24 protein-coding genes are annotated in these 26,126 nt (G+C 33.4%); 9 read left to right on the forward strand and 15 right to left on the reverse strand.

Translation table 11 applies throughout. The annotated features are described in order from the left end of the window. The first annotated feature begins 96 nt into the window (after positions 1-96). The 3 genes from B0A65_RS09765 to B0A65_RS09775 all read left to right on the forward strand — a co-directional run bounded on the left by B0A65_RS09765 (position 97) and on the right by B0A65_RS09775 (position 3,377). A complete protein-coding gene (locus B0A65_RS09765; protein ID WP_074659765.1) occupies positions 97-519 on the forward strand; it encodes a DUF1573 domain-containing protein in 423 nt (140 codons plus the stop codon). Between the two features lie 76 nt (positions 520-595). After that, positions 596-1,138: an RNA methyltransferase gene (locus B0A65_RS09770; RefSeq protein ID WP_074659764.1), complete on the forward strand. Its 543-nt coding sequence runs from the start codon at positions 596-598 to the stop codon at positions 1,136-1,138. A gap of 85 nt (positions 1,139-1,223) precedes the next feature. Further along, positions 1,224-3,377, forward strand: a complete 2,154-nt coding sequence (locus tag B0A65_RS09775; protein WP_074659763.1) for an Ig-like domain-containing protein — start codon at positions 1,224-1,226, stop codon at positions 3,375-3,377. Positions 3,378-3,486: 109 nt separating this feature from the next. On the opposite strand, the gene folK is transcribed toward B0A65_RS09775, so the two are convergent. Beyond that, the gene (folK, locus tag B0A65_RS09780) at positions 3,487-4,620 is read right to left on the reverse strand and encodes a 2-amino-4-hydroxy-6-hydroxymethyldihydropteridine diphosphokinase (protein WP_074659762.1); all 1,134 of its coding nucleotides are present in this window, start codon (positions 4,618-4,620) and stop codon (positions 3,487-3,489) included. Positions 4,621-4,897: 277 nt separating this feature from the next. Between folK and sppA the strand changes: the two genes are divergently transcribed. From sppA to B0A65_RS09795, 3 genes are all read left to right on the forward strand, one after another. After that, entirely contained in the window at positions 4,898-6,655 is a 1,758-nt protein-coding gene (gene sppA, locus B0A65_RS09785; RefSeq protein WP_074659761.1) for a signal peptide peptidase SppA, read from the forward strand. Between the two features lie 14 nt (positions 6,656-6,669). Beyond that, positions 6,670-7,617, forward strand: a complete 948-nt coding sequence (locus tag B0A65_RS09790) for an alpha/beta hydrolase (RefSeq protein ID WP_074659760.1) — start codon at positions 6,670-6,672, stop codon at positions 7,615-7,617. Between the two features lie 181 nt (positions 7,618-7,798). Further along, entirely contained in the window at positions 7,799-10,393 is a 2,595-nt protein-coding gene (locus tag B0A65_RS09795) for an AsmA family protein (protein ID WP_074659759.1), read from the forward strand. A gap of 86 nt (positions 10,394-10,479) precedes the next feature. Here B0A65_RS09795 and B0A65_RS09800 read toward each other — a convergent pair whose 3' ends face one another. Beyond that, entirely contained in the window at positions 10,480-11,532 is a 1,053-nt protein-coding gene (locus B0A65_RS09800) for a glycosyltransferase family 9 protein (protein WP_074659758.1), read from the reverse strand. Between the two features lie 247 nt (positions 11,533-11,779). Further along, positions 11,780-12,574: a DUF2797 domain-containing protein gene (locus tag B0A65_RS09805; RefSeq protein ID WP_074659757.1), complete on the reverse strand. Its 795-nt coding sequence runs from the start codon at positions 12,572-12,574 to the stop codon at positions 11,780-11,782. Between the two features lie 245 nt (positions 12,575-12,819). Between B0A65_RS09805 and B0A65_RS09810 the strand changes: the two genes are divergently transcribed. Beyond that, entirely contained in the window at positions 12,820-14,343 is a 1,524-nt protein-coding gene (locus B0A65_RS09810) for a GH3 auxin-responsive promoter family protein (RefSeq protein ID WP_074659756.1), read from the forward strand. 42 nt (positions 14,344-14,385) lie between these two features. After that, positions 14,386-14,793, forward strand: a complete 408-nt coding sequence (locus B0A65_RS09815) for a DUF4288 domain-containing protein (protein ID WP_074659755.1) — start codon at positions 14,386-14,388, stop codon at positions 14,791-14,793. Positions 14,794-15,065: 272 nt separating this feature from the next. Here the strand turns inward: B0A65_RS09815 and serB are convergent, their stop codons facing one another. The 6 genes from serB to B0A65_RS09850 form a co-directional block, all read right to left on the reverse strand. After that, positions 15,066-16,295, reverse strand: a complete 1,230-nt coding sequence (gene serB, locus B0A65_RS09820; protein ID WP_026985577.1) for a phosphoserine phosphatase SerB — start codon at positions 16,293-16,295, stop codon at positions 15,066-15,068. Positions 16,296-16,440: 145 nt separating this feature from the next. Next, positions 16,441-16,899, reverse strand: coding sequence for a VOC family protein (locus B0A65_RS09825; protein WP_074659754.1), 459 nt, complete (start codon positions 16,897-16,899; stop codon positions 16,441-16,443). A 186-nt stretch (positions 16,900-17,085) separates the two neighbouring features. Further along, positions 17,086-17,493: a VOC family protein gene (locus B0A65_RS09835; protein ID WP_074659752.1), complete on the reverse strand. Its 408-nt coding sequence runs from the start codon at positions 17,491-17,493 to the stop codon at positions 17,086-17,088. Between the two features lie 106 nt (positions 17,494-17,599). Beyond that, positions 17,600-18,004, reverse strand: coding sequence for an SRPBCC family protein (locus tag B0A65_RS09840; RefSeq protein ID WP_074659751.1), 405 nt, complete (start codon positions 18,002-18,004; stop codon positions 17,600-17,602). Positions 18,005-18,028: 24 nt separating this feature from the next. Further along, on the reverse strand, positions 18,029-18,454 hold the full coding sequence (locus B0A65_RS09845; RefSeq protein WP_074659750.1) for an SRPBCC domain-containing protein: 426 nt from the start codon (positions 18,452-18,454) through the stop codon (positions 18,029-18,031). 2 nt (positions 18,455-18,456) lie between these two features. Next, a complete protein-coding gene (locus B0A65_RS09850; RefSeq protein WP_074659749.1) occupies positions 18,457-18,867 on the reverse strand; it encodes a VOC family protein in 411 nt (136 codons plus the stop codon). Positions 18,868-19,007: 140 nt separating this feature from the next. Here B0A65_RS09850 and B0A65_RS09855 point away from each other — a divergent pair, with 140 nt between their 5' ends. Beyond that, on the forward strand, positions 19,008-19,973 hold the full coding sequence (locus B0A65_RS09855) for a GlxA family transcriptional regulator (protein WP_074659987.1): 966 nt from the start codon (positions 19,008-19,010) through the stop codon (positions 19,971-19,973). A 181-nt stretch (positions 19,974-20,154) separates the two neighbouring features. On the opposite strand, the gene B0A65_RS09860 is transcribed toward B0A65_RS09855, so the two are convergent. From B0A65_RS09860 to B0A65_RS09885, 6 genes are all read right to left on the reverse strand, one after another. Beyond that, positions 20,155-20,820, reverse strand: a complete 666-nt coding sequence (locus tag B0A65_RS09860; RefSeq protein WP_074659748.1) for a murein L,D-transpeptidase catalytic domain-containing protein — start codon at positions 20,818-20,820, stop codon at positions 20,155-20,157. Positions 20,821-20,929: 109 nt separating this feature from the next. Next, entirely contained in the window at positions 20,930-22,162 is a 1,233-nt protein-coding gene (gene clpX / locus B0A65_RS09865) for an ATP-dependent Clp protease ATP-binding subunit ClpX (RefSeq protein WP_074659747.1), read from the reverse strand. 214 nt (positions 22,163-22,376) lie between these two features. Beyond that, entirely contained in the window at positions 22,377-23,051 is a 675-nt protein-coding gene (gene clpP, locus B0A65_RS09870; RefSeq protein WP_074659746.1) for an ATP-dependent Clp endopeptidase proteolytic subunit ClpP, read from the reverse strand. A gap of 320 nt (positions 23,052-23,371) precedes the next feature. Continuing rightward, positions 23,372-24,694 (reverse strand): trigger factor, encoded by a 1,323-nt coding sequence (locus B0A65_RS09875; protein WP_074659745.1) that lies wholly within the window; start codon positions 24,692-24,694, stop codon positions 23,372-23,374. A gap of 116 nt (positions 24,695-24,810) precedes the next feature. Beyond that, on the reverse strand, positions 24,811-25,155 hold the full coding sequence (locus B0A65_RS09880; RefSeq protein WP_074659986.1) for a phage holin family protein: 345 nt from the start codon (positions 25,153-25,155) through the stop codon (positions 24,811-24,813). Positions 25,156-25,282: 127 nt separating this feature from the next. Then, on the reverse strand, positions 25,283-26,047 hold the full coding sequence (locus B0A65_RS09885; protein WP_074659744.1) for an alpha/beta fold hydrolase: 765 nt from the start codon (positions 26,045-26,047) through the stop codon (positions 25,283-25,285). Between the last annotated feature and the right edge of the window lie 79 nt (positions 26,048-26,126).

Consider the following 26,126-nt stretch of genomic DNA (forward strand, 5'->3'; position numbering starts at 1 on the left):
GGGCATCAAAAATTAAAATATTTTTAAGAAATTTTTGAGTTGACATATTAGATTTTTCTATAGATTTGTTCATAATTAAAACAAAGACTCTTAAAGATGAAAAAAATAATCTTAATCGCTATGTTAGCTGTAGTTGGAATTACAGCTTCTAATGCTCAAACTACTAAAAAAGCAAAAGTTGCTAAAATTGAAGGAGCCGGAATGGTTTTTGAAAACGAAACTATTGATTACGGAACTGTCGCTCACAATGCTGATGGTAACCGTCAGTTTGTTTTTGTAAACAACGGAACAAAACCATTAATCATTACAAACACTCAGGGATCTTGTGGTTGTACGGTACCTACAACACCAAAAGAGCCAATTGCTCCAGGTGCTAAAGGAATTATTGGAGTAAAATATGCTACTGACAGAGTTGGTGCTTTTACAAAAACAGTAACTGTTACTTCAAACGCTGAAGGACAACCTACAAAAGTACTTACTATTAAAGGTACTGTTTTACCAGATCCAGTTAAAAGCTAATCTGAAAAGAAAATAAAATAATCGAAAAAGCTTCCTTATCTTTGGAAGCTTTTTTTATGACCTGAATACAACACCAATGAGAAAACTTGAAAATAGCGAACTGGATCGCAAATCGATTGAAGATTTTAAAAAATCAGACAAAACACCTCTAATAATAGTTTTGGATGATATTCGCAGTTTGCACAATATTGGCTCTGTATTTAGAACTTCTGATGCCTTTTTGGTTGAAAAAATTATTTTATGCGGTATCACAGCAACTCCTCCAAACAAAGAGATTCATAAAACCGCACTTGGCGCTACAGAAACCGTAGCCTGGGAACATCATGAAAATGTTTTGGAAGTTATTGAAAACCTAAAAAAAGAAACTATAATGACACTTGCTATTGAACAAGTGGAAAGTTCTGTTTTTCTTCAGGATTTTAAAGTAGTGAAAAATCAAAAGTATGCTTTAATTTTTGGCAATGAAGTTTACGGCGTTGCACAAGAAGCTGTGGCTATTTGTGATGGTTGTATTGAAATCCCGCAATTAGGCACTAAACATTCCTTAAATATTGCAGTAAGTGCCGGAATTGTAGTTTGGGATTTATTCCAAAAATTAAACTGGCCAAGTGTGGATTAAATGTTATTTTTCAGTACATCTTGCCGTTAAATGTTAGAAATTGAAATATATTTTTTTATTATTATAAAATTGATACTTTTATAAAATGAAAACTATTAATTTCTTCAAAATAACCATTTTATTTTTTACTTTATGTTTTAACCAATCTCATGCAAGTGAAGGTGGTAAAACATTTGATTATTCTACTACAAAAACGACAAACGATACTCTTAAATCAAAAAAAAGAAAAGATACAGAAATTGCCCTTGCTGATCCTCTTAAAATAGAAGCCACGGGTGATCAACCGTATTGTCCGCAAACCAACATAAAGATTGTTCAAACCTTTTCTATATCGCACGATCCTACAGAACCAGGAACTGCAGCTATGTTCATTCAGGTTTCCTCCGGTTATTCTGCGGGTTTAGACAAATTGGAACTTTCAAATCCTGCAGCGCATTCTACTATTACAACTTCTTGGGATCCAATTGCCGGAAAACTAATGTTGTCAAGTTTAACACCGGGAACAAACGTTCTATATTCTGATTTTGAAAATGCCATAAAAGATGTTGTATTTTCTAATTCTTCAGCAACTGCTTCCGGAAGCAGAACTTTTTCAATAACGATAGGCCAAGCCAATTATTTACCTTCTACAGGACATTATTATCTTTACGTACCCAGCATTGGCATCTCTTGGACTGTTGCAAAATCTGTATCAGATACAAGTTCATATTTCGGACTTAAGGGTTATTTAGCCACTATCTTGTCCTCTGATGAAGCTAAATTGATTGGCGAACAATCATTAGGAACGGGTTGGATCGGAGGAAGTGATGCTGAAACAGAAGGTGTATGGAAATGGGTTACAGGACCTGAGGCCGGAACGCTAATGAGCTATACATTTTGGAATACTGGAGAACCAAATAATCAGGGAGACGAAGATTATGCACACATTACACAACCGGGAGTCGGAATAAGAGGCTCATGGAATGATTTATCAAATAATGGGGATCCAAGTGGTAATTATCAACCAAAAGGATATGTTGTTGAATTTGGCGGATCACCTGGTGACCCAATTATTCAAATAGCCACAAGTACTAAAATCACAATCCCAGAAGCTAACGTACTGACGCCAATTCCTATTTGTGATTCAGGAAGTTTTACTATAAACGCAACTGCAACTGCTGGCGCTACAGTTAATTGGTACAGTCAGGCAACTGGAGGAATCCCTTTGGCTACAGGAAATTCATATACAACTCCGATAATAAACACCAGTACAACTTATTATGTTGATGCAGGTTGCGAATCGAATCGCAAATCGGTTATTGCTGTTGTTAATAAAACTCCGGCAAATCCGTCTGTTACTTCATCAAACGTTTCAAGATGTGGCCCCGGAAGTGTAAATTTACAGGCAACTACAGCTGTTGGTTTGATAAACTGGTATACGACTGCAACTGGCGGTTTAAGTATTTTTACCGGAAACAATTTTGCAACACCGACAATTTCATCTAATACTATATATTACGCTGAAGCTTCAAATAACGGCTGTCTCAATACCAATCGTACACCTATCAATATTACGATCTATACTCCACCAATTGTAACGGATCAAGATGTTCCTCTATGCCAAAATCAAAAAGCAACATTGGATGCAGGAATTTCAGGAATGAACTATTTATGGTCTACAGGAGCTACTTCTCAAACTATTGAAGTAACTTCTGGCGGCACTTATACTGTTGATGTGACAAGTCAGTCACCAGAGAGTTGTACCAGTCGAAAAACAATTAAAGTTGATGAGCACGAAATTCCACTAATAGATCGTATTGATGTCAATGGTACCAAAGTTGTTATTTATCTAAACAAAGAACAAGATTATTTTGAATATTCTGTCGACGGAACTAATTTTCAGGATTCTAATATCTTTTATGATGTGCCAGGAGGATTGCAAACTGCTTATGCAAGAGAGGAAAACGGATGTGGAGGTACTGCCAAAAACTTTGTTGTATTAGTTTTTCCAGCATTCTTTACTCCGAATAATGACACTTTTAATGATGTTTGGGAAGTAACCGGAATGGAAAATTACCCACAGGCGCAAGTCACAATTTTTGATCGATACGGAAAATTAATCGCACAGTTAACAGCCTCTAAAATGAGCTGGGATGGCACTTTTAACAAAGCCCTTCTACCCGCTTCAGATTATTGGTATTCTTTAAAAATTGATAATACACAACCTGTTTTAAGAGGGCATTTTTCTTTAAAAAGATGATGCTAATTAGATGATACTAATTAGACAATGTGTCAATTTGATAATTAGATAATGACCTTGAAAAACATAAAAAATAATTATCTAATTTTCTAATTGGCACATTGACACATTATCCTATTTTCTTCTGAACTTCATCCAAAATAAAAAGATAGTCTTCGTGTTTCTTTACAAAATCACGATCCGACACATCAATGATTAAAACATTTAAATCGGTTTGTGATTTAATATAATCCAAATATCCATTGTTGATTTTATCCAAATAGGCTGCTTCAATATTCTGTTCGTAATTTCTGCCGCGCTTTTTGATATTTTGAAGAAGGCGCTCTGTATTCTGATATAAATAAATATACAAATCAGGCTTTGGCATTTCTTTGTAAATAATATCAAATAAGTTTCTGTACAAACGATATTCATCCTCTGCCAAAGTGATTTTGGCAAAAATCAATGATTTAAAAATATGATAATCGGCTACGACAAAATCTTTAAAAAGATCAAATTGTGCTAAATCATCGGATAATTGCTGATAACGATCGGCCAAAAAAGACATTTCAAGCGGAAAAGCATATCGATTTTGATCTTTGTAAAATTTGGGCAAAAAAGGGTTATCTGCAAAACGCTCCAAAACAGTTTTAGCATTAAAATCGTCAGCAATTTTATTTACCAAAGTTGTTTTTCCTGCCCCGATATTTCCTTCAAAAGCAATATAATTAAACTTTTCTAACGGAATTTCCTGCAAAGGATTTTTCAACTCCTGAACTACCGTGCAAATACTATCATCTGCTGTAACGGCAATTAACTCTGAAATAGATTTTTGTAAAACAGGATGTTTCCAGTTTAATTTTAAATCCTGCATGGGCAACAATACAAATTTTCTGTTTTGCATTAAAGGATGTGGAACCTGAAGTTTCTCTGAATCAATAATTTCATCATCAAAAACAATCAAATCAACATCGATAATTCGGGATTGATAACCTTGCTGATTAGAACGAATACGACCTAATTGCTTTTCGACTTTTAAAACCTGATTTAGTATTTTTTGCGCCGATGAAGTACTGTGAAGCAACAAGGCACAATTATAGAAAGCATCACTTTCGAAACCCCATGCAGGAGTTTCGTATAATTTTGAAACCTGAATAACCGTACCTACTTCCTGATGTATCAGAGCAATACAACTTTCAATATTTTCGAGTCGATTTCCCTGGTTACTGCCAATAGATAAAACGATTTGATGCTGTGACTTCATAATGCAAATTAACTAAAACTATTTCAGAATTACTCACATTATTTCTCACAAGAATTAGAAGTTTCCAATTATTTCAAACTCCTTTTTTATCATTTTTATACAGAAACCTTTCTTAAAAAAAACGTACTTAATCTAAAAATACCATATCTTTATTTTAGAGAATTTAAAAATGTATAAACTACAACTATTTTATAAATCATGTAAGAGAGTTACCTGTGATTTAAATTATATTTGTAACAAACCAACCTTTTTTACGACTTATTAAAAAAATATAATTATGAAGTTTTTAGGAAATGTAATTGCCACAGTGATTGGTATTTTTGTATTCATTATGTTATTCTTCTTTGGAGTAATCCTAATTGGGGCTATTTTTGGCGGAGATGATAAAGTTTCCGTTAAAAGTGATTCGGTTATCGAACTAGACTTAAAAAAGATACAAAATGATTATGCCGGAAAATACAAAGACCCTTGGGTAACTGTTTTTTCTGATCAGGAAGGAGTTGGTTTAAGCGATGTTATCAATGCTATTGAAGCTGCAAAAACAGATGACAATATTAAAGGGATTTCGATCTTAAACGATGAATCTTCTTTAGGATTGGCTCAATATAAAGATTTAAGAAACGCACTTGAAAGTTTTAAAAAATCAGGAAAATTTGTCTGGGCTTACGCCAATACTTATTCGCAAAAAGAATATTATCTAAATTCAGTTGCCAACACTGTTTATTTGAATCCTGCAGGAGATTTAGATTTTAAAGGACTTTCTTCTGAAGTAATGTTCTTCAAAGATTTCCAGGATAAATCTGGTATTCATATGGAAGTGATTCGTCACGGAAAATATAAAAGTGCCGTTGAACCCTTTTTAGAAAACAAAATGAGCGATGCCAACAGAGAACAGGTTACAGCTCTTTTGAACTCTATCTGGACAACCGTTTCTACTGATATTTCAAAAAGCAGAAATATTCCGCTTCCGAAATTAAATGAGATAGCAAATGGCCTTTTGGCAAGAACTCCTGAAATGGCAAAAAAAGAAGGTTTAGTTGACATTGTTGCTTACGAAGACGTTTACCACAATGCCATCAAAAAAGCTTTAAAAGTAACTGGTGACGACGATTACAATAAAATTTCAATCTTAGATTATACACAAAATAATGTCACTACAGCTTTAACCAATACGGCAAGCGATCAAATAGCGATTATTTATGCACAAGGTGAAATTACCGGTGGTGAGGGAGATGTTAACGTAATTGGCGAAGGTGCAATGCGTCGCTCTTTGCAGGAAGCCAGAAAAAATGATGATGTAAAAGCAATTGTGCTTCGAATTGACAGTCCTGGAGGAAGTGCTTTAACTTCTGATTTGATCTGGAGAGAAATTGAAATAACTAAAAAAGTAAAACCGGTAGTAGTTTCTATGGGTAATTATGCAGCATCCGGCGGCTATTATATTGCTTGTAATGCCAATAAAATTTTTGCTGAAAGCAACACGATTACAGGATCTATTGGCGTTTTTGGAATTTTACCTAATTTTTCACCATTGGCTAATAAGTTAGGCATCAATACTGAACAAGTAAAAACACACGAAAATTCGGCAAATTATAGTCCGTTTGTGCCTGTTGACGAAAAATTTAAAGCTTTTACTCTTGAAGGTGTTGAACATATTTACAACACTTTTGTAACGCATGTGGCTCAAGGCCGAAAAATGACATTTGCACAAGTAGATGCTATTGCTCAGGGAAGAGTCTGGTCTGGAAGTGAAGCTCTAAAAATTGGTTTAGTTGATAAAATTGGAGGATTGAATGATGCTATTGCTGAAGCGGCAAAAATTGCAAAAATAAAATCATATAGCACACAGAATTATCCTGAATATGAAAAAACATTTAGTGATCTTTTAGCAAATCTGCCTTTCGCACAATCTAAAGAAGCTTTTATAAAAGAAGAAATTGGAGAAGAAAATTATCTTATGCTGGAACAGGTAAAAAGATTCCAGAGACAACAAGGTGTTCAGGCGATGCTTCCTTTCGGAATAAACATTAAGTAATTACATTTAAAAAAATGAAAAAGATAGTTTTATTTTTCAGCGTTTTGTTTATGAGTATTGTAAATGCTCAGGATAAAAATGCAGTTACTTTTAAGGAATCTCCGATAATTTTAAAAATTAATACGGATCAGCTTTTTGGAACATTAACGACTCCGAATTTAACCAAGAAATATCCCGTCGCCCTAATTATTGCCGGTTCGGGTCCAACAGACCGAAATGGCAATAATCCAATGATGAAAAACAATTCATTGAAAATGCTGGCTGAAGTTTTGGCAAAAAATGGAATCGCATCATTACGATACGACAAAAGAGGAATTGGAGAAAGTAAAGCTTCTGCTATTTCAGAACAAAGTTTGGTTTTTGAAAATTATACCGAAGATGCCAAAAGCTGGATTAATTTACTAAAACAAGACAAACGTTTTTCAGAAGTAGTAATTATTGGCCACAGCGAAGGTTCTTTAATTGGAATAATCGCCGGTGCAAAAGCCAACAAATTTATTTCTATTGCAGGTCCTGGAGAATCTGCAGATAAACTCATTAAAGCACAAATCACATCAAAATCAAACAAACAAATCGAGGATATGACTTTCCCGATTATCGATAGTTTGAAAAGCGGAAATCAGGTAAAAAAAGTAGACCCAATGCTTAATTCTCTTTTTAGGCCGAGTATTCAACCTTATTTAATTTCGTGGTTTAAATACAATCCACAAGTAGAAATTAAAAAACTAAACGTGCCCATTTTAATTATTCAGGGAAACAACGATTTGCAAGTGACTGTAAAAGATGCCGAAACTTTATCTCAGGCAAATAAAAATGCTGAACTTTTAATTGTAGACAAAATGAATCATGTTATGAAAATTGTTGAAGGTGACAAACAAGCCAATTTAGATAGTTACAATAATGAAAGTTTACCTCTTTCTGAAACCATGACAAATAAGATAGTTTCATTCATTAAAAAATAATTGAAACATCATAAAATCATTAAAAATCCGTTTGAATATAGACTCAAACGGATTTTTTAATTTTAACAAACATCAAATATATCCTTACATTATTGTGAAAAAATTATTACTAAACTCATATAAAAAAAATTATTTTTGCAACCAGTTAATAGCAATGTAACCCCTCAAATCTATAATAATTATGTTTAAGAAAATTTTAAAGATTACCGCCATTGTTCTCGTGGCATTTGTTGCGGCATTATTTGCCATCCCTTATTTTTTTAAAGATCAGATAAAAGCAAAAATTGCTGAAGCGATCAACGAAAGTGTTGATGCCAAAGTGAGTTTTGCTGATGCCGATTTAAGTTTATTTAAAAATTTCCCAAATGCGACAGTTGGAATTGAGAAATTGGTTATCATCAACAAAGCACCTTTTGAAGGAGATACTTTGGTTTCATTGGGTCAATTGAATCTTAAAATGAGTATCAAAGAAATTTTTAAAGGAAAAGAAGAACCTATGAATATTCAGGGAATAACTTCTGAGAATGGATTAATCAATATTATCTTTAATAAAGAGGGTGTCGGGAATTTTGATATTGCGCTGAAAGATAAAAAAGAAGACACTAAGGATGACAAAAGTAAACCGCTTTCCTTAAAAATTCAAAATTACAAAATCGAGAATTTCACTTTCAGATATATTGATCAGGGTTCTAAAATTAAGATGGTAATTGATAGTTTAAATCATGAAGGAACTGGTGATTTTACGAATTCAAAACTGGATTTAACTACAAAATCTACTGCAAAAGTATCTTTGGATATGGATAAAATCAATTACATGAAAAATGTAAAACTAACCTTAGATGCTGTTTTAGGAATTGATTTAGAGCAAAGCAAATATACTTTTAAAGAAAATAAAGCTTTGATCAATCAATTGCCGTTGGAATTTGACGGATTTATTCAGATGGTTGACGCTGGTCAGATTTATGATTTGAAATTTAAAACTCCAACCTCCTCTTTTACTAACTTCTTAGGCTTAATTCCTTCAGCTTATGCAGCTGGCTTAGATGGTGTACAAACAACTGGAGACTTTACTGTTTCAGGTTTTGCAAAAGGACAATTGACAGATACTACTGTTCCTAAATTCAATATTGCTATTGCTTCTAATAATGCTTCTTTTCAATATCCGAACTTACCAAAATCAGTTCAGAATATTGTAATAGATACTAAAATCATCAATGAAACCGGAATTCTAAATGATACCTACGTCAATTTAGATAAACTTTCATTTCGTATTGATCAGGATGTTTTTAATGCAAAAGCAAATATTAAAAACATAACGGTAAATCCATTCGTAAATGCGGCTTTGAAAGGAACTATCAACTTAGCTAACCTTTCAAAAGCGTATCCAATCAAAATGGATAAACCTTTGGCAGGTATTTTAAAAGCGGATGTTACTACAGAATTTGATATGGCTTCAGTAGAAAAAAGCCAATATCAAAACATAAAAAATGCAGGAACTATGAGTTTATCAGGATTTAAATATACTGATGAAAACAATAAATCGATGAACATTAGCACGGCTTTAGTTGAATTCAATCCGAGTAAAATCAACCTGAAACAATTTAATGCCACTACAGGAAAATCGGATCTTGCGATCAATGGAGTTTTAGAGAATTTCTACGGTTTTATGTTTAAAAAACAAGAATTGAGAGGAAACTTCAATATGAGTTCTAATCAATTGGCTGTTGATGATTTTATGACTTCAGGAGCACCAGCAACGGAAAAAACTGCGGCAAAACCAACAGAAGCCATGAAGATTCCCGCTTTCCTCAACTGTACGATAAATGCTAAAGCCACAACAGTTCTATATGATAATTTAAAACTAAAAGATGTTTCGGGTAAACTGATCGTGAAAGATGAAAAAGCAACTTTAGAAAACTTTAAAACATCTATTTTTGGAGGAACCATTGGTTTAACAGGAGCAGTTTCTACCAAAGAAAAAGTACCCACTTTTGATATGAATTTAGGCTTCAATCAGGTTGATATTGCACAGACTTTTACGCAATTAGAAATGATGAAAAAGATTGCTCCGATAGCAGGAATTATCAACGGAAAGCTAAATTCAACAATTAAATTAAATGGAAATCTCGATGCTAAAGAATTAACTCCGGACCTGAAATCAATTTCAGGAGATTTATTAGGCCAATTACTTTCGACAACCATAAATTCTAAAAACTCAACCTTATTGAATGCTTTAGGTTCAAACATTAAATTCATTGATATGAATAAGGTGAATTTGAATGATATAAAAGCAGCGTTGACTTTTGAGAACGGAAAAGTAAATGTTAAACCATTTGACATTAAATATCAGGATATAAAAATTACGGTAGGCGGAACTCACGGTTTTGACCAAACAATGAATTATAACCTAAAATTAGATGTTCCGGCTAAATATTTAGGAAGTGAAGCGAATGCATTTATTGCAAAGATGTCTCCGGCAGATCAGGCAAAACTGCAAAACATTCCAATTAATGCGATGATTACCGGTAACTTTTCAAATCCGAAAGTTTCAACTGATATGAAAAGCGCTGTTAGTAGTTTAGCTTCTCAGGTTGCGAATCAGCAAAAGGAAAAATTAACTCAAAAAGGAGCATCAGCTCTTAGCGATCTGATTAATAAAAACACAAAAGCAAAAGATACAACGCAAGCTGCAAAGACAGAAAAAGAGCAAAAAACTCAGGAAACTACTAAAAAAGCAACCGATTTGATAAATGGTTTGTTTAAGAAGAAAAACTAATCTTTTGATGCTATAAAAAAATCCTGCATTTGAAAACAAATTCAAATGCAGGATTTTTTATTTATAATATAATCTGATTGATTAACTTAATTTTCTATATGTAAAATTCGATTTATTGCTTTAATAAACACAGGAAAATCATTTACATTCGTATCAATGCCTAAACTGTTGTTTCCGTAAGGCTCATATTTTTTTAAATTGGAAATAGAAAACAATCCAACTGTTGGCATTTTTGAAGCACTTGCCAAATGCATAATACCGCTATCGGCTCCAACAAATACATCTACATTAGCAAGAACAGAACCAATTTCACGAACATCTTTACTATAAAATGTAGGTGCCTGAAAATTTATTTGAGATACATTTTCCACCGGTAAAACTTCAAAAATATTATAATCAGGATATTCTTTTTTCAGAATTTCATAAAACTCCTCCCACCACTCTACGCAATAACATTTTTCGCCGGTTGCAAATGTAAAAATAGCAATTGTTCTTTTATTCTGATCGATAACGTCATTCAGGATCTTTTTCCCATTGGTAATTTCGTGCGCAGATAATTTTAAATCAATCAATGCCACTGGTTTTTCATTATTTGGTATTCCAGCCTGAGCTAGCGTATATCGCAAATTATAAACAGGATATTTTGCAATATGCTCATAATCTCCATAGGGTAATTGAATGTTTTCTGGTAAATCTCCAAAAATTTTATACTTTGCATTTGAAAATTTTACCGCCAAACGACCAGACGATGAGTTTTGATCGACATTAATTACAATATCATAATTCTGTTTTCTAATTAATGTCCAGACTTTTAAATATTTAATCAATTCCTTAAAAGGCTTTTTAGGCAAAGGAATTATTTTATCAATATTGTCATAATTTTCAAAAACAATTGGTGCCAATGTTCCTTTAACAAATAAATCGATTTTACAGTTCGGAAATGTTTCGGTAACTTCCTGAATTAAGGGTGTTATTAAAAGTAAATTCCCTAATCTTTTATTGGGTCTGCAAATTAATACCTTATGGATTTTGCCTGGATCGATTGGTCCCTTTTTACTTAAACCTGAATCACCAATATTCTTTGTCAGGTTGCGCATTAGCCCCCTTCTGAATACATTAACTTTTTTTAAGTTACTCATTTGTGGTATTTGTTTTTGGTATATTTTTTTGCTTCAAAAAAATAAAATTCCCAGCTTCAAAAAGTTCAAAGCTAGGCTCTTTTTTTTTTCTAAAAATATATTTCTTACAATAAGTAATTATTACAAAATTGTAATGAAATGTATCAATATTCACATCTCTAAAAAGAAATAAAAATACGAAAAATAGTATATAAAAAACAAAATACTAGACAGTTAGCCAATAAAAACAGACGAATACCCAATAACCCTAGACGTTTATATCAACGACATAGCCTTCTGATCCGCGAACATTAAAAACGGTTCCGTCTTCGAAAATCAAATACTGGCCTTTAATTCCAACAAGCTTTCCGCTAAAGGTTGGTGTCTTATCCAGATTTAAACTGGCAATTTTTGAAGGGTAATTTACAACAGGATAATTTAACTCATATAAATCATCACTCTTTGTATAAAAATATTCCTGAACTTGTAGTGGCAGTAAATTTTCGACTTTTGCTTTTTCAGCAATCAAATCAAAAGCGACTTCAGTATCCTGAAGCATTTTTCTCCAATTGGTTTTATCTGTATAATGATTTTTTAGGGCGACTTCGGTAATTCCTGCTAAATATCGGTTTGGTACCTCAACAATAGCAATAGCACGCGTTGCACCCTGATCGATCCAACGTGTTGGAACCTGAGTTTTGCGCGTTACTCCTACTTTTATTTCGGTAGACAATGCCAGATAAACGATATGAGGCTGTAATTGTACTTTTTCCTCATAAGCTAAATCACGATCTGCAATACCCAAATGAGCGGTACTCAATTCTGGTCTCATAATCCAATCGCCCACAGCAGGACTTGAATAAAAGCAATCATAACAAAAACCTTGTCGGTAGATTTTTTTCTTTTTACTACAATTTAAACATTGAAAACCGGTACAATTAATTTCGATTTCCTTATTCAATAACTGATTCATACTAAGAAAACTATCTTCAAAAACCAGGTAGTACTGAATTGGATTTCCGATTTCTGTTTGCATTTTTGTAAGTACTCCTTGATATTGCATAATGTTTTAGATTGCTGATTTTAGATTTTAGATTTGCTCAGGATAGTGAACTTTTATTGTTAAAATTCCTCTTTCGAACAGGAATCTTTACTTCAAATACAATTGTTTTTTACAAAAAAACACTATTTTTGATACAAAGGCAAAGTTAATCTTTGTCGAATGATATTCAAATTTTAAATTCTTGAATTTTATAACACCATAAAATCAGCAATCTAAAATCAACAATCTAAAATCTAAAATTATTCATGCCCGTATCTATCATTAACTCTTTCGCATCTTGGGTCCTTAAACAAAGGATACATCAAATAGAACTTTTTCTAAAATACCCGAATGAAGTTCAGGAAGAGCTATTGCATAATTTATTGACATCTTCAGAAAATACTATTATTGGAAGAAAATATGATTTTGCATCGATAAATTCCTACCAGACATTTTCTGAAAGAGTACCAATTGCGACTTATGAAGAATTACAACCCTTAATAGAAAGAACACGCCAGGGTGAACAGGGTGTTTTTTGGGAAACACCAATAAAGTGGTTTGCCAAATCAAGCGGAACAACGAACGCGAAAAGTAAATTTATTCCCGTAAGTAGTGAAGCTTTAGAAGATTGTCATTATAAGGGAAGCAAGGATTTACTTTGTTTGTATTTGAATAATAATGAAGATTCGGAGTTGTTTTTAGGGAAAAGTCTTCGTTTAGGCGGAAGCTCTCAGATTTATGAAAACAACAATACCTTTTTCGGAGATTTATCAGCAATTTTGATCGAGAATATGCCGATTTGGGCAGAATTTAGTAGTACACCAAGCAGCAAAACTTCATTGATGAGCGAATGGGAAGCAAAAATTGCGGCGATTATAAACGAAACCAAAAATGAAAATGTTACAAGCTTTGCCGGCGTTCCGTCCTGGATGTTGGTCTTAATGAATAAAGTTTTAGAAAATACCGGAAATCAAAATTTATTGGAACTTTGGCCTAACCTTGAAGTTTATTTTCATGGTGGTGTAAGTTTCTCTCCTTATAAAGAACAATACAAGAAAATCTTACCAAGTAAAGATTTTAAATACTACGAAATATACAACGCTTCTGAAGGTTTCTTTGCCATTCAGGATTTAAACAATTCCAGCGATTTATTGCTGATGCTGGATTATGGTATTTTCTACGAATTCATTCCGATGGATACTTTTGGAGCACCAGACCAAAAAGTGATTCGTTTAGCTGATGTTGAATTGAACAAAAACTACGCAATTGTAATTACGACTAATTCTGGTTTATGGCGTTATTTAATTGGCGATACCGTTCGTTTTACATCTTTAAATCCGTACCGCATTAGAGTTACAGGAAGAACCAAACATCATATTAATGTTTTTGGGGAAGAATTAATGGTTGAAAATACAGATCAGGCGATTGCAAAAGCGTGTCTGGTTACTCAAACTGAAGTTATTGATTATACGGTTGCTCCTATTTTTATGCAGGACAAAGAAAAAGGTGCGCATGAATGGATGATAGAATTCAAGAAAAAACCAGCCGATGTCGGCCTTTTCCAAAAAGTTCTCGATGAAAGTTTACAGACTTTAAATTCTGATTACGAAGCCAAGCGTCACAATAATATGACCTTAAATCCTTTGGTGATTAATGTTGCTCGTGAAAATTTGTTTTATGATTGGCTGAAGGAAAGAGACAAATTAGGTGGACAACACAAGATCCCTAGACTTTCTAATCAGAGAGATTATTTGGAGCAGTTGAAGGAGATGTCTGCAGTTAAAAGTTAGCCACGAATTCACGAATTAATTTGCTGGTAATAATCCTAAAAGATGAACAATCAAGATAAAATATCAAATGAGAAAAAGAATTGGTATATCGCAGAAATAATCGAAAAATGTGAACCAGTTAAACGAAATGAAGAACAAGATTTAAGAAGAGTAAAAACTTGGGGAAATTTTCATCTGATAAAAGCTAAGGATGCTAAAGAAGCTTATGACAAAGCAATTAATATTGGAAAATCTGGAGAATACATTTTTTTAAATTCTGATAATTTAGAAATGGAATGGGCTTTTGTCGGAATAGCAGATTTAATTCCGATATATGATGACAATATTGAAGATGGTTGTGAAATAATGTTTGAAGATTATGGATTTATAACTAATAAAAGGGCATTAAAATTTGCTTTACCCGAAAACGAGCTCTTAGAAAAAATAGAGAAATCAAAAGAAATCAGATAGTTCAAATCATTTGTAATTTATAAAACGATAATTCCACTAAACCGCATGAGGGATAGAAGTGGAAATCCTTTTGTGCCGGGGTTCGGCACAAAAGATTGTAACGGATAGCCCGACCCGGAGGGACATGCCCATAAAAAAACCTTAATTCAGATTATGAACTAAGGTTTTATTTTATTTTGATTGTCGAGCTACTTGCGAGGATTTACTTCGCCAGTCGCTAGCGCTCTAGTCTCCTGCGTCGAAAATGACAAACTTTACGATTATTTGATATGTTACATCATATCAATGTACCTGTCATGATATCCTAGTAGGTATAAAACTCCGTCGAGACCAAGGCTTGAAATTGATGTCGAAGCACTTTCTTTTACTTTTGGTTTGGCATGAAAAGCGATTCCGAGGCCGGCTAAGTTTAGCATTGGTAAATCGTTTGCTCCATCACCAACTGCGATTGTTTGGTTGATGTGAATTCCTTCTTTTTCGGCAATGGCTTTTAAGTGTTCGGCTTTTTTTAAACCGTCTACGATATCGCCTATATATTTTCCGGTTAGTTTACCGTCTTTGATTTCTAATTGGTTGGCATGAACGTAATCGATACCCAATTCTTTTTGCAGGTATTCTCCAAAATAGGTAAATCCTCCAGATAGAATTGCAGTTTTGTAACCGTAGTATTTTAAGGCTTTCATTAAACGATGTGCACCTTGAGTGATTGGCAAATTTTCGGCTACTTTTTGCAAAACGTCTTCGCTCAAACCTTCTAACAATGCCATACGTTGTTTAAAACTTTCGTTAAAATCAATTTCACCATTCATTGCTGATTCGGTAATTGCGCGAACCTGATCTCCCACTCCATTTAATTCTGCTAATTCGTCGATAACTTCTGTCTGGATCAAAGTCGAATCCATATCGAAGCAAACCAAACGTCTGTTTCTTCTGTAAATGTTATCTTCCTGAAATGAAATATCGACATTCAGAGTTCTTGAAATTTCCATAAAACTCGCTGTCATCAGGATTTTATTGACAATTTCTCCAGTTACAGATAATTGAATGCAAGAACGTGGATATTCTTCTAAATCAACTACTGACGTTCTTCCTGTTAAGCGAATAATAGAATCGATATTCAGGTTTTGGTCTGACATGATTTTAGTCACTGCAGCCAATTGTGAAGCGGCTAATTTCTCACCTAAAATATTGATGATGTATCGTTGTTTTGATTGTGATTTTACCCATGTTTCGTAATCTTCAATAGAAATTGGAATAAACTTAACCTTTATTTCCAGTTCGTAAGCTTTAAACAATAAATCTTTTAAAACGGGTGCAGAAGAAGAACCTGCTTCAATTTCGAATAAAATTCCTAAAGAAAGCGTATCATGAATATCAGCCTGGCCGATATCTAATATATTAGCATCATACGTCGCCAATACAGCTGTTAAACCTGCTGTAACCCCTATTTTATCGTGTCCTGAAACTTTTAATAAAATAATCTCTTTATCTTCTATTGCCATTTTATGCTTATTGTTTTTGAAGCGACAAAAATCGGCAATCTATCGTTGATAAAAAAGTATAATGCTTGTTTTTTTACAAGCAAAAAGCACATTATCATGTGCTTTTTGAATTAATTTAACAAATATGTTCCGCTATTAAAATAACTTAACTATTATATTCTTTATGTGGTTCTGATTCATCAAAATTAACCATCCAGCTCACACCAAATTTATCTTTGAACATTCCGAAATATGCCCCCCAGAAAGTTTTACCCATAGGCATATAAACTGTTCCGCCAGCTGAAAGTCCGTTGAAAATTCTGTCTCCCTCCGCCGTGCTTTCTACATTGATTGAAACTGAAAAATTGCCTCCAAAAACTACATCTCCAGATTGTTCATTACTATCGCTTCCCATCAAAATGGTATTCCCAATTGGCAACGAAACGTGCATTACTCTGTTGGCGTCTTTCTCTGATACTTCAGGACAGCTTCCGCTTTCATCCTTCGGCATGTCTTTAAATTTTCCGATATACGGAAATTCTCCTCCAAAAACTGATTTGTAAAATAGAAAAGCTTCTTCGCAATTTCCATTAAATAATAGATACGGGTTTACTGATGTTGCCATGATATTTTGTTTTTTTGTTTGTTATTATAAATCTATTCCCTTCATTCTATACTCTCTATTCTATTTTCTATACTCTTTATTCTATTTTCTATTTTCTATATCCTATTCTCTTTATTCTATTTTCTATTTTCTATATCCTATTCTCTTTATTCTATTTCTCAGAAAGCTCTTTTACTGTTTCCATAACTATGACAATTTACTAAAATCCATATATAGAACATTCCAGCGATGACCGTCTAAATCGGCAAAACCACAGCCATACATCCAGCCTTGACTATCCGCTGGCGGAGCAAAAACGTTTCCGCCCGCTTCTTCCGCTTTTTTTGCCAAATCATCAACTTCTTCTTTGCTTTCTGCATCAATCGAAATCAGAATTTCCGAGCTTGTCTTTGTATCAGTCAATTTATTTTGAGAAAAACTGGCAAACAAAGATTCTTCAAAAAGCATTATTACAAATTTTCCGTCACCAACCACCATGCAAGTCGAGCTTGGCGTGTCATGTTCTTCGTTAAAAGAGAAACCTATTTTCGAGAAAAAAGCTTTAGATTTTGCCACCTCTTTTACCGGCAAATTCAGCCATATTTGTTTTGTCATCTTTTAATTTTTTATGTTAAACATTTTTTGCCACGAAGGCACTAAGACACAAAGTTTTTTTTAAGCCTTTGAACCTTTGCTTCTATGCCTCTTTGCACCTGAGAAGCTAATTAGCTTCTGCATAACTTTTAAAATTATCCAGAATTGTCTGCCAGCCTCCCCGTTGCATTTCTTCCGGATTTTGTGTTTCAGGGTCAAAACTCTCAATTACTTCAACTCCGTTTGCTGTTTCTTTGAAGATGATTTCTACTTTTCTTCCATCTGCCATTACATATTCAATGGCTTCATTTTGTTTTACCAAAGTATATTCTCCTTCAAAATCAAAACTCATACTACCGTCTTTTGCTGCCATAGTCGATTTAAATTTTCCACCTTCTTTCAAGTCATTTTCTGCGTATGGAGTATGCCAATCTGGCGAAGCAAAACTCCATTTTGTAATGTGTTCCGGCAATGTCCAGAAATTCCATACTTTTTCTATTGATGCATTGATTGTGTTTTGTACTGTGATCATTATTTCAGTTTTATTGTTTATCCTTTATTTGTTAATTGAATTACGCTTTAAATTTTCAGCATAGCTTTTAAAATTCTGAATAACAGCACGACAAAATTGTTCTTGCAATTCTTCAGAAATCTTTGTTTCCGGTTCAAATGTTTCAGTAATTTTTACTTCAGAACCATTACTTTCAAAACGAACATTTGCCGTTCTATTGTCTGTAAGCTTATATTCTATCAGTAAAAATTTTTCGATTTTAGTATAGATTCCTTCAAAATCGAATCCGTCACTTCCATCTTTTGCCGCCATGGTAAATTTGAATTTGCCGCCCACTTTCAAATCATTTTCTGCATATGGTGTATGCCAATTTTCAAAAGGAACATTCCAGTTCATAATATGTTCTGGCGATGTCCATAAATCCCAGACTTTTTCTATTGATGTGTTAATTGTGTTTTGTACTGCTATCATCTTTACATTTTATCTGGAATCTGACTTTCATCCATAAAGAAAATTTCCCAATGATGTCCATCCAAATCAAAAAAGTTCCTTTGGTACATCCAGCCATAATCTTTAGTTTCACCATGTGCTGCACCGCCAGCTTTAACAACCGCTGTCATAATTTCGTCTACCTTCTCCTTACTTTCAACAGAAATAGCGGCAATCATTTCTGTGCTTGTGGTTGTATTGCAAATTTCTTTTGGAGTAAATGTTTTAAAAAATTCTTCTACCAAAAGCATTGCAAATATATTTTCACCAATTATCAGGCAAGTTCCTTTTTCATTTGTGAATTTTGAATCAAATGAAAAACCCAACTGCGTAAAAAATGTTATCGATTTATTTAAATCTTTTACAGCAAGATTTAAGAAAATTTTTGTTTTCATAGCATTAAAATTACAAATTATCTGAAACAAATTTAGAATTTTAGAACAGGCTTTAAATTACAATAAAAGTCAACTTTAGGGTCATTTAAGACAAATTGCTTATTTTTGTCAAGATGTTAACTTTTCAAAAAGAGCAAACCATGAGCAAGAAAATCGCATTAATTGTACCCCATGATTATAAATTGCTAAGTATAGCAGCAATTTTAGAAGTTTTTGAAACTGCTAATAAATTACATAAAGGCACTCAAAAACCTTTTGAAATAATGGTTTTTCAATCAGAAGAGCAAATTGAGCAGAAACATTTATTTGGCTATGAAGTGAATGCGATCGAAACTTCAGATAAAAATCTGGAGCTCATTTTGATTCCGGCTTTTACGACCGATAATATGAGCGAAATGATATCGAAGAATAAAAATTTCATTCCGTGGTTACAAAAGCAACATCAATCCGGGGCTGAATTGGCCAGTTTTTGTACGGGTGCTTTTTTGTTTGCTGCTTCTGGTTTATTAAACGAAAAACTAGCCACTACACATGTTGATGCCTGCAGCGCTTTCACAAAAGCTTTTCCTTTGGTAAAATTAAAATCAGAAGAAACCTTAACCGCAGACGGAAGTTTATACACCAGTGGCGGATCAACCTCAACATTTCATTTACTCATTCTTTTGGTTCAGAAGTATTGCGGAAATGAAATTGCGGTGCAGATTGCTAAAATTTTCTCGATTGATTTAAACCGATACAAACAGAGTTATTTCAGCACTTTCAGACCAAATCATTTACACAATGATACTTTGGTGGCCATGTTACAGCAAAAAATAGAAAGCAATTATAATACGATTGAAAAACTGGAAGAAATCACAAAAGACATTCCGACAAGTGCCAGAAATATGACGCGAAGATTCAAGCAAGTAACCGGAATTCCGCCAATTGAATATTTACAGAATATAAGAGTGGAAAGTTCTAAGAAATATTTAGAACAAACCCAGCTTTCAATTTCGGAAATTATCGAAAAAACGGGATATAATGATCCCAAGGCTTTCAGGAAAGTGTTTTATAAAATGGTTGGTATGAAACCTATTGAATACCGCGAGAAATTTAGAGTGCAGTAAGAGTTATTTGTATCTAAATAATCAGGAGCAGTACTTCTCGTTTTCAAAATAACGATCAGTCCCGCTCTACACTAAATCTTTTGCTGTGAACCCCACAGCAAAAGGATACCGTTTCGATCAGGGCTAAAATAGAAATTTAGTTTTCATAATTCACCAAAGGCCTGAAAATTGAAAAGTGTAATTATGTCTTTATTACCCATAATAAAACATTCTTATTTTGTTTTAAAAGAGCATCAATTTCTCTCATACTTTCATTAGAAACTGCAGGACAACCCCAGCCTTCAGGAGTACCCGCAGGATAAATTTCATTATCTGAAATAGCTTCCCAGGAATGCAAAACGATCGCCCGATTTAAAGCATTTGAATTTGTATTGTCTTTGCCTTGCAATATATAATTTACTTTTATTCCCCATTCACTTACGCCTCTGTCCGAAACAATAAATTTACCAATTGAAGAACAATGCGAATCGAATTCGTTACTTACAGGAGCATTTTCTTTTGAAGAAGTTTTTCCCCATTGATTATGACCACAACCATGACTTACGATATAAGATTTTAAAATTTTCTTTTGTTGAAAATCATAAATAAAAAATCTTTTTATGCCTGAATGCAATCCTAAATCAATCAGTATAAATTTGTCCTGATTTAGCTTATTGCTTTTACAATATTGCTTTGCTTCCTGAAAATATGACGTATAATCAACCGCTTTGATATCACTACGCGGTTTCTCAATTGAGATGGAATCTGTTTTATATTTTGTTTTCGAAATACTCGTTTGCTGAACATCTTTGCTCTTATTACACGAGAACAAAAGAATCGAAATTACTCCAAAGATTATTTTTTTCATGCCTACAATTTACATAAAAATAAAAACGAAAAACAGATTCAAAATGATATAAAAAAAACCTGTTCAAATAAATGAACAGGTTTTAAATATTATAAAAGTCAATTGCTAATTAAGAAGCAATTTCCATTCTTTTCAATAAGTTTTTATTCAAAGTATGTCTTGCATAATCTTCATCTATTGTAAGTACTTTATCGTCTGAACTTGGCAATTCATACATGGCGTCTGTTAAAATTGCTTCACATAATGAACGCAATCCACGAGCACCTAATTTGTATTCTAAAGCTTTATCAACAATAAAATCTAATGCTTCGTCTGTTATATTAAACTCAACATCATCCATTAAGAATAATTTTTGATATTGTTTTACCAAGGCATTTTTCGGCTGAGTCAGGATGGCACGCAAAGTTTCTTTATCTAAAGGATCCATGTGTGTCAAAACTGGCAAACGACCAATAATCTCAGGAATTAATCCAAAGTCTTTGATATCTTTTGGAATAATATATTGCAATAAATTGTCTTTGTCGATGTTGTCTACATTTTTAGAAGTAGAATAACCAACTGCCTGACGGTTTAAACGTTTTGAAATAATACGCTCAACGCCATCAAAAGCACCACCTGCAATAAACAAGATGTTTTGGGTATTTACTTCAACAAATTTTTGATCCGGGTGTTTACGTCCTCCTTTTGGTGGTACATTAACAACAGTTCCTTCTAATAATTTCAATAAAGCTTGTTGCACTCCTTCACCAGAAACGTCACGAGTTATAGATGGATTATCGCTCTTACGGGCAATTTTATCAATTTCATCAATAAATACGATTCCTCTTTCTGCTTTGGTTACATCATAATCAGCCGCCTGTAGCAAACGTGTCAAAATACTTTCGACATCTTCTCCTACATAACCAGCTTCAGTAAGTACCGTTGCATCAACAATAGCCAAAGGAACATCTAACATTTTTGCGATAGTTTTTGCTACCAATGTTTTTCCGGTTCCGGTTTGACCTACCATAATGATGTTACTTTTTTCAATCTCTACTTCGTCGTCTAATTGCTGTTGCATTAAACGTTTGTAGTGATTGTAAACCGCAACTGACATTACTTTTTTTGTCTGATCCTGACCAATAACATACTGATCTAAGAAAGCTCTGATTTCTTTTGGTTTCTTTAAAATTAAGTCTCCAACTAATTTTGCGCTTCCGCTTGATTTTAATTCCTCTAATACAATTCCATGTGCTTGTTCAATACACTTATCACAGATATGTGCATTTATACCAGCAATTAATAAATTAGTTTCTGGCTTCTTTCTTCCACAAAACGAACATTCTAATACTACTTTAGCCATTCTTTTTTAGTTACTAAGCGGCAAAGTTACTAAGTTTTTGAGATTTATCACTAAAACCTCAAAAACTTAGTAACTTATTAACTTATATTTTTGTTTCAAGTTTTTAAAAAAGGTTTCAAGTTTCAGGTTTGCTTCGCCAGTTCGGCTTGCAGCCTCGGGTCAAGGTTGCTATTGTTAACTTAAAACCTGAAACTTGAAACATATAAAACTATTTTTAGCTTCTTCTTAAAACTTCATCAATCATTCCGTATTCTTTAGCTTCATCAGCTTTCATCCAGTAATCACGCTCACTGTCTTTGTGCACTCTTTCAAAAGTTTGTCCTGAATGTTGAGAAATAATGTTATATAATTCATCTTTCAGTTTCAACATTTCACGTAAGTTGATTTCCATATCAGTTGCAACTCCCTGCGCTCCTCCTGATGGCTGGTGAATCATTACTCTTGAATGTGGCAAAGCAGAACGTTTTCCTGCTGCTCCTGCACATAATAATACAGCTCCCATTGAGGCTGCCATACCTGTACAAATTGTCGCTACGTCTGGTTTGATGTATTGCATGGTATCGTAAATTCCTAATCCTGCGTAAACGCTTCCACCAGGAGAATTTAGATAAATTTGAATATCTTTTGATGCATCAGCACTTTCTAAAAATAATAACTGCGCCTGAACGATATTAGCGATTTGATCGTCGATACCAGTTCCTAAAAAGATAATTCTGTCCATCATTAATCTTGAAAACACATCTAATTGAGAAACATTCAACTGACGCTCTTCGATAATGTATGGAGTCATGTTTGTTGGGTTCATCGCTGCTACGATTTTATCGTAATACATTGCGTTTACTCCTTGGTGCTTTGTAGCAAATTTTTTGAATTCTTTACCGTAGTTCATATTTTAAGTGTTCTAAGTTTTACGTAATATCTGTATATTCTTCCATCAAAGGTTGTACCTCTTTATAAAGGATGTCAATTTGTCTTATTTAAAAAAAGTTTCAGGTTTCAGGTTTCAAGTTTTTGAAGTTCGAAAACTTGAAACTTGAAACAAAATAAAACTTGAAACAAAAAAAGAAGCGCCAAGAAAAATCTCTTGACGCTCAAATATAACTATTTTTTATCTTTCAATATCTGTAATAAAATCTTAAAATTTGAAATAAAACTAATGGGCTGTATTCCTAACTTTTGACTCTATAACTTTTGACTTTTAGACAGAAATTATTCTCCGTAAGACGCAGCGATAAATTCTTCGTAAGTTACTTCTTTAGTTGTTGGATTTGCTTTTTCTTTGAACACTTCCAATAATTTTTCAGCAACTACTTGCTCAGATAATCTTTTCACCTCTTCCTGGTTAGATAAAACTCTGGCAACAATTCCCTGAACTTCTTCGTCAGTTGGGTTTGTTTGACCAAATTGAGCCATTTGTTGTCTGATCGCGTTTGTTGTAAAAGCTTTCAAATCTTCAAATGTAATTTGGATATTACTTTGAGCCATTGCTTTTCCTTCGATTAATTGAAAACGTAATCCTTTTTCAGATCTTGCGTATTCAACTTCAGCTTCTTCTGCAGAAAGTTTTTTCTCTCCAACAGTTTGCAACCATTTTTTCAAGAATTCAGCTGGTAAATCAAATTTTGTGCTTTCGATCAAGAAATCCTGAACGTCTAACAATAATTTTTGGTCAGCTTGCTGTGCGAATTGCGCTTCAGCATCTTCTTTAATTTTAGCTTTCAAATCTTCTAAAGAAGCTACTTTACCTTCTCCAAAAAGTTTATCAAATAAATCCTGGTTTAATTCAGCCAATTCAGCTCCGTTGATAGCCTCGATTGTAAAGTTTACTTCGATATCTAAACCGTGAACATCATCATGACCTACTTTTAAGTAATCCATTAATTGGTGATCATCTTCGAATAAACCTTTAGTACTTACGGTTACAACATCACCAACTTTTTTACCGATGAATTTATCACCTGCTTTTTTGTTGAATGTAGCAACTGAAATTGTAGTTGTATTGTTGATACCTTTTTCTTCGTTAGAGAAAGTTCCGGTTAAATCAGAATCTGCAGCAACTACATCTTGTGGAATTGCTTTTCCGAATTGTTTTTGGATACGCTCTACTTGTCCGTCGATTAATTTATCATCAGCAGTAACGATATATTTTACGATATTATTTTTTGCTTCTAAATCAATTTCGAAGTTAGGAACCAAACCAATTTCGTATTCGAAAGTTAGTTCTTCAGCATCCCAATCAAAATTTTCATTTACTTTAGCAAGAGGAGTTCCTAAAAGATTTAATCTTTCAGATTGAACAAAACGCTCTAAAGCCAAATCAACTACTTTTTGAACTTCTTCCTGCTTAATAGCTTTTCCGTATTGTTTTTCAACAAGATCTTTGGGAACTTGTCCTTTTCTAAAACCTTTTACGGTAGCCAATGGCATTTTTTCGTTTATTCTTTTTGCTACCTGACCTTTATAATCCATGTGAACAACTGTCATTACAATCGTTTCATTCACAGCGTCTATTGCTACTCTTTTAATATCCATCTTCTTCTTTAATTTACATAATAAAATTGGGTTGCAAAATTATAAAATTTTTGCAACCCAACCAAGTTTTTAATGTATTGTATTTGAAGCTGTTTTTGAGCTCCTTTTATTTCAATTTATTTATCGTCTCCTAATATTTTATAAGTAATAGACTGAAGGATAGATAAGATGATACTAAAGAATAAAGCTGTCCAGAATGAATCGACCGCAAAACCTCCAACTATATTAGTACACAGCAGAATTATAATGGCATTAATTACCAATAAAAACAAGCCTAAAGTAACGAATGTTACTGGCAATGTCAGAATTACCAAAATTGGTTTTATAAAAAGATTTAATAATCCCAGAACTATTGCAACGATTACAGCCGTGGCAAAACTGGCAACATGAACTCCCGGCAGAAGATTGGCAATTAACAAAACCAGCGCTGCAGTAACAAGAAGTCTGAGTAATAATTTCATATTTTTTTGATTTAAAGTTTTAATAAAAGTAATGAATTTTATATTTACCAACTATTGTATTCTTATTTTTTGCCACAGATTAAAGGATGATAAAGATTTTTAATCCTTTAATCTGTGGCTATAAAAATTACTCTTTTAAAAACTCCGTTGTCATCTCAAAAAACATTTTAGGATTTTCTGCATGAAGCCAATGTCCGGCATTTGGTATCGTTTCAAATTTTACATTTGGAAAATGCTGACGAATTGCATCAAAATCTGAATCTAAAATATAACCTGATTCTCCTCCTCTAATAAACAAAGTTGGATTATTAAAAACTAAATCTTCTGCCAAAGCTTTTCCGATAGCATCTAAATTATTATTAAAGACTTCCAGATTAAATCTAAAAGCCAATTGTCCCGGTTCTTTCCAGTATAAATTCTTCAATAAAAATTGTCGGGTTCCAAAATCAGGAACATACTGCGCCACAATTGCTTCAACATCATTTCGGCTTGGTTTCACAGAAAAGTCAACTGCATTTAATCCTGCCAAAATATCCTGATGATGTTGTTTGTAAAATCTGGGGCCAATATCTGCCACAATCAATTTATCTACAATTTCAGGATGTGTCGTTGCAAAAAGCATGGCTACTTTTCCGCCCATCGAATGTCCTAAAATATCAATTTTCGTCAATTGATTCGCCTGACAATATTCGAAAACATCTTTTACCATTGCTTCGTAACTCCATTCATCAGAATGAAAACTACGTCCGTGATTTCTTAAATCTAATATATGAACCTGAAATCCGGCTTCCACATATTGTCCGGCAAGTGTTTTCCAATTGTCAGACATTCCAAGAAAACCGTGCATGATGATAAATGGTTTTCCTTCGCCTTCTATTTTTGAGTATAACATTTTATATTATTTTTTATTGAAAAAAAACTTCCACAAAGATCCACAAAGGTGTTGCACAGAGATACGCGAAATTTTCTTT

Source organism: Flavobacterium frigidimaris, from assembly GCF_002217275.1.
Taxonomy (GTDB): domain Bacteria; phylum Bacteroidota; class Bacteroidia; order Flavobacteriales; family Flavobacteriaceae; genus Flavobacterium; species Flavobacterium aquidurense.

Excerpts from the sequence above, each read along its gene's own strand:
- B0A65_RS09765 (WP_074659765.1), top strand. The coding sequence starts at position 97 with ATGAAAAAAATAATCTTAATCGCTATGTTAGCTGTAGTTGGAATTACA.
- B0A65_RS09770 (WP_074659764.1), top strand. The coding sequence starts at position 596 with ATGAGAAAACTTGAAAATAGCGAACTGGATCGCAAATCGATTGAAGAT.
- B0A65_RS09775 (WP_074659763.1), top strand. The coding sequence starts at position 1,224 with ATGAAAACTATTAATTTCTTCAAAATAACCATTTTATTTTTTACTTTA.
- folK (WP_074659762.1), bottom strand. The coding sequence starts at position 4,620 with ATGAAGTCACAGCATCAAATCGTTTTATCTATTGGCAGTAACCAGGGA.
- sppA (WP_074659761.1), top strand. The coding sequence starts at position 4,898 with ATGAAGTTTTTAGGAAATGTAATTGCCACAGTGATTGGTATTTTTGTA.
- B0A65_RS09790 (WP_074659760.1), top strand. The coding sequence starts at position 6,670 with ATGAAAAAGATAGTTTTATTTTTCAGCGTTTTGTTTATGAGTATTGTA.
- B0A65_RS09795 (WP_074659759.1), top strand. The coding sequence starts at position 7,799 with ATGTTTAAGAAAATTTTAAAGATTACCGCCATTGTTCTCGTGGCATTT.
- B0A65_RS09800 (WP_074659758.1), bottom strand. The coding sequence starts at position 11,532 with ATGAGTAACTTAAAAAAAGTTAATGTATTCAGAAGGGGGCTAATGCGC.
- B0A65_RS09805 (WP_074659757.1), bottom strand. The coding sequence starts at position 12,574 with ATGCAATATCAAGGAGTACTTACAAAAATGCAAACAGAAATCGGAAAT.
- B0A65_RS09810 (WP_074659756.1), top strand. The coding sequence starts at position 12,820 with ATGCCCGTATCTATCATTAACTCTTTCGCATCTTGGGTCCTTAAACAA.
- B0A65_RS09815 (WP_074659755.1), top strand. The coding sequence starts at position 14,386 with ATGAACAATCAAGATAAAATATCAAATGAGAAAAAGAATTGGTATATC.
- serB (WP_026985577.1), bottom strand. The coding sequence starts at position 16,295 with ATGGCAATAGAAGATAAAGAGATTATTTTATTAAAAGTTTCAGGACAC.
- B0A65_RS09825 (WP_074659754.1), bottom strand. The coding sequence starts at position 16,899 with ATGGCAACATCAGTAAACCCGTATCTATTATTTAATGGAAATTGCGAA.
- B0A65_RS09835 (WP_074659752.1), bottom strand. The coding sequence starts at position 17,493 with ATGACAAAACAAATATGGCTGAATTTGCCGGTAAAAGAGGTGGCAAAA.
- B0A65_RS09840 (WP_074659751.1), bottom strand. The coding sequence starts at position 18,004 with ATGATCACAGTACAAAACACAATCAATGCATCAATAGAAAAAGTATGG.
- B0A65_RS09845 (WP_074659750.1), bottom strand. The coding sequence starts at position 18,454 with ATGATAGCAGTACAAAACACAATTAACACATCAATAGAAAAAGTCTGG.
- B0A65_RS09850 (WP_074659749.1), bottom strand. The coding sequence starts at position 18,867 with ATGAAAACAAAAATTTTCTTAAATCTTGCTGTAAAAGATTTAAATAAA.
- B0A65_RS09855 (WP_074659987.1), top strand. The coding sequence starts at position 19,008 with ATGAGCAAGAAAATCGCATTAATTGTACCCCATGATTATAAATTGCTA.
- B0A65_RS09860 (WP_074659748.1), bottom strand. The coding sequence starts at position 20,820 with ATGAAAAAAATAATCTTTGGAGTAATTTCGATTCTTTTGTTCTCGTGT.
- clpX (WP_074659747.1), bottom strand. The coding sequence starts at position 22,162 with ATGGCTAAAGTAGTATTAGAATGTTCGTTTTGTGGAAGAAAGAAGCCA.
- clpP (WP_074659746.1), bottom strand. The coding sequence starts at position 23,051 with ATGAACTACGGTAAAGAATTCAAAAAATTTGCTACAAAGCACCAAGGA.
- B0A65_RS09875 (WP_074659745.1), bottom strand. The coding sequence starts at position 24,694 with ATGGATATTAAAAGAGTAGCAATAGACGCTGTGAATGAAACGATTGTA.
- B0A65_RS09880 (WP_074659986.1), bottom strand. The coding sequence starts at position 25,155 with ATGAAATTATTACTCAGACTTCTTGTTACTGCAGCGCTGGTTTTGTTA.
- B0A65_RS09885 (WP_074659744.1), bottom strand. The coding sequence starts at position 26,047 with ATGTTATACTCAAAAATAGAAGGCGAAGGAAAACCATTTATCATCATG.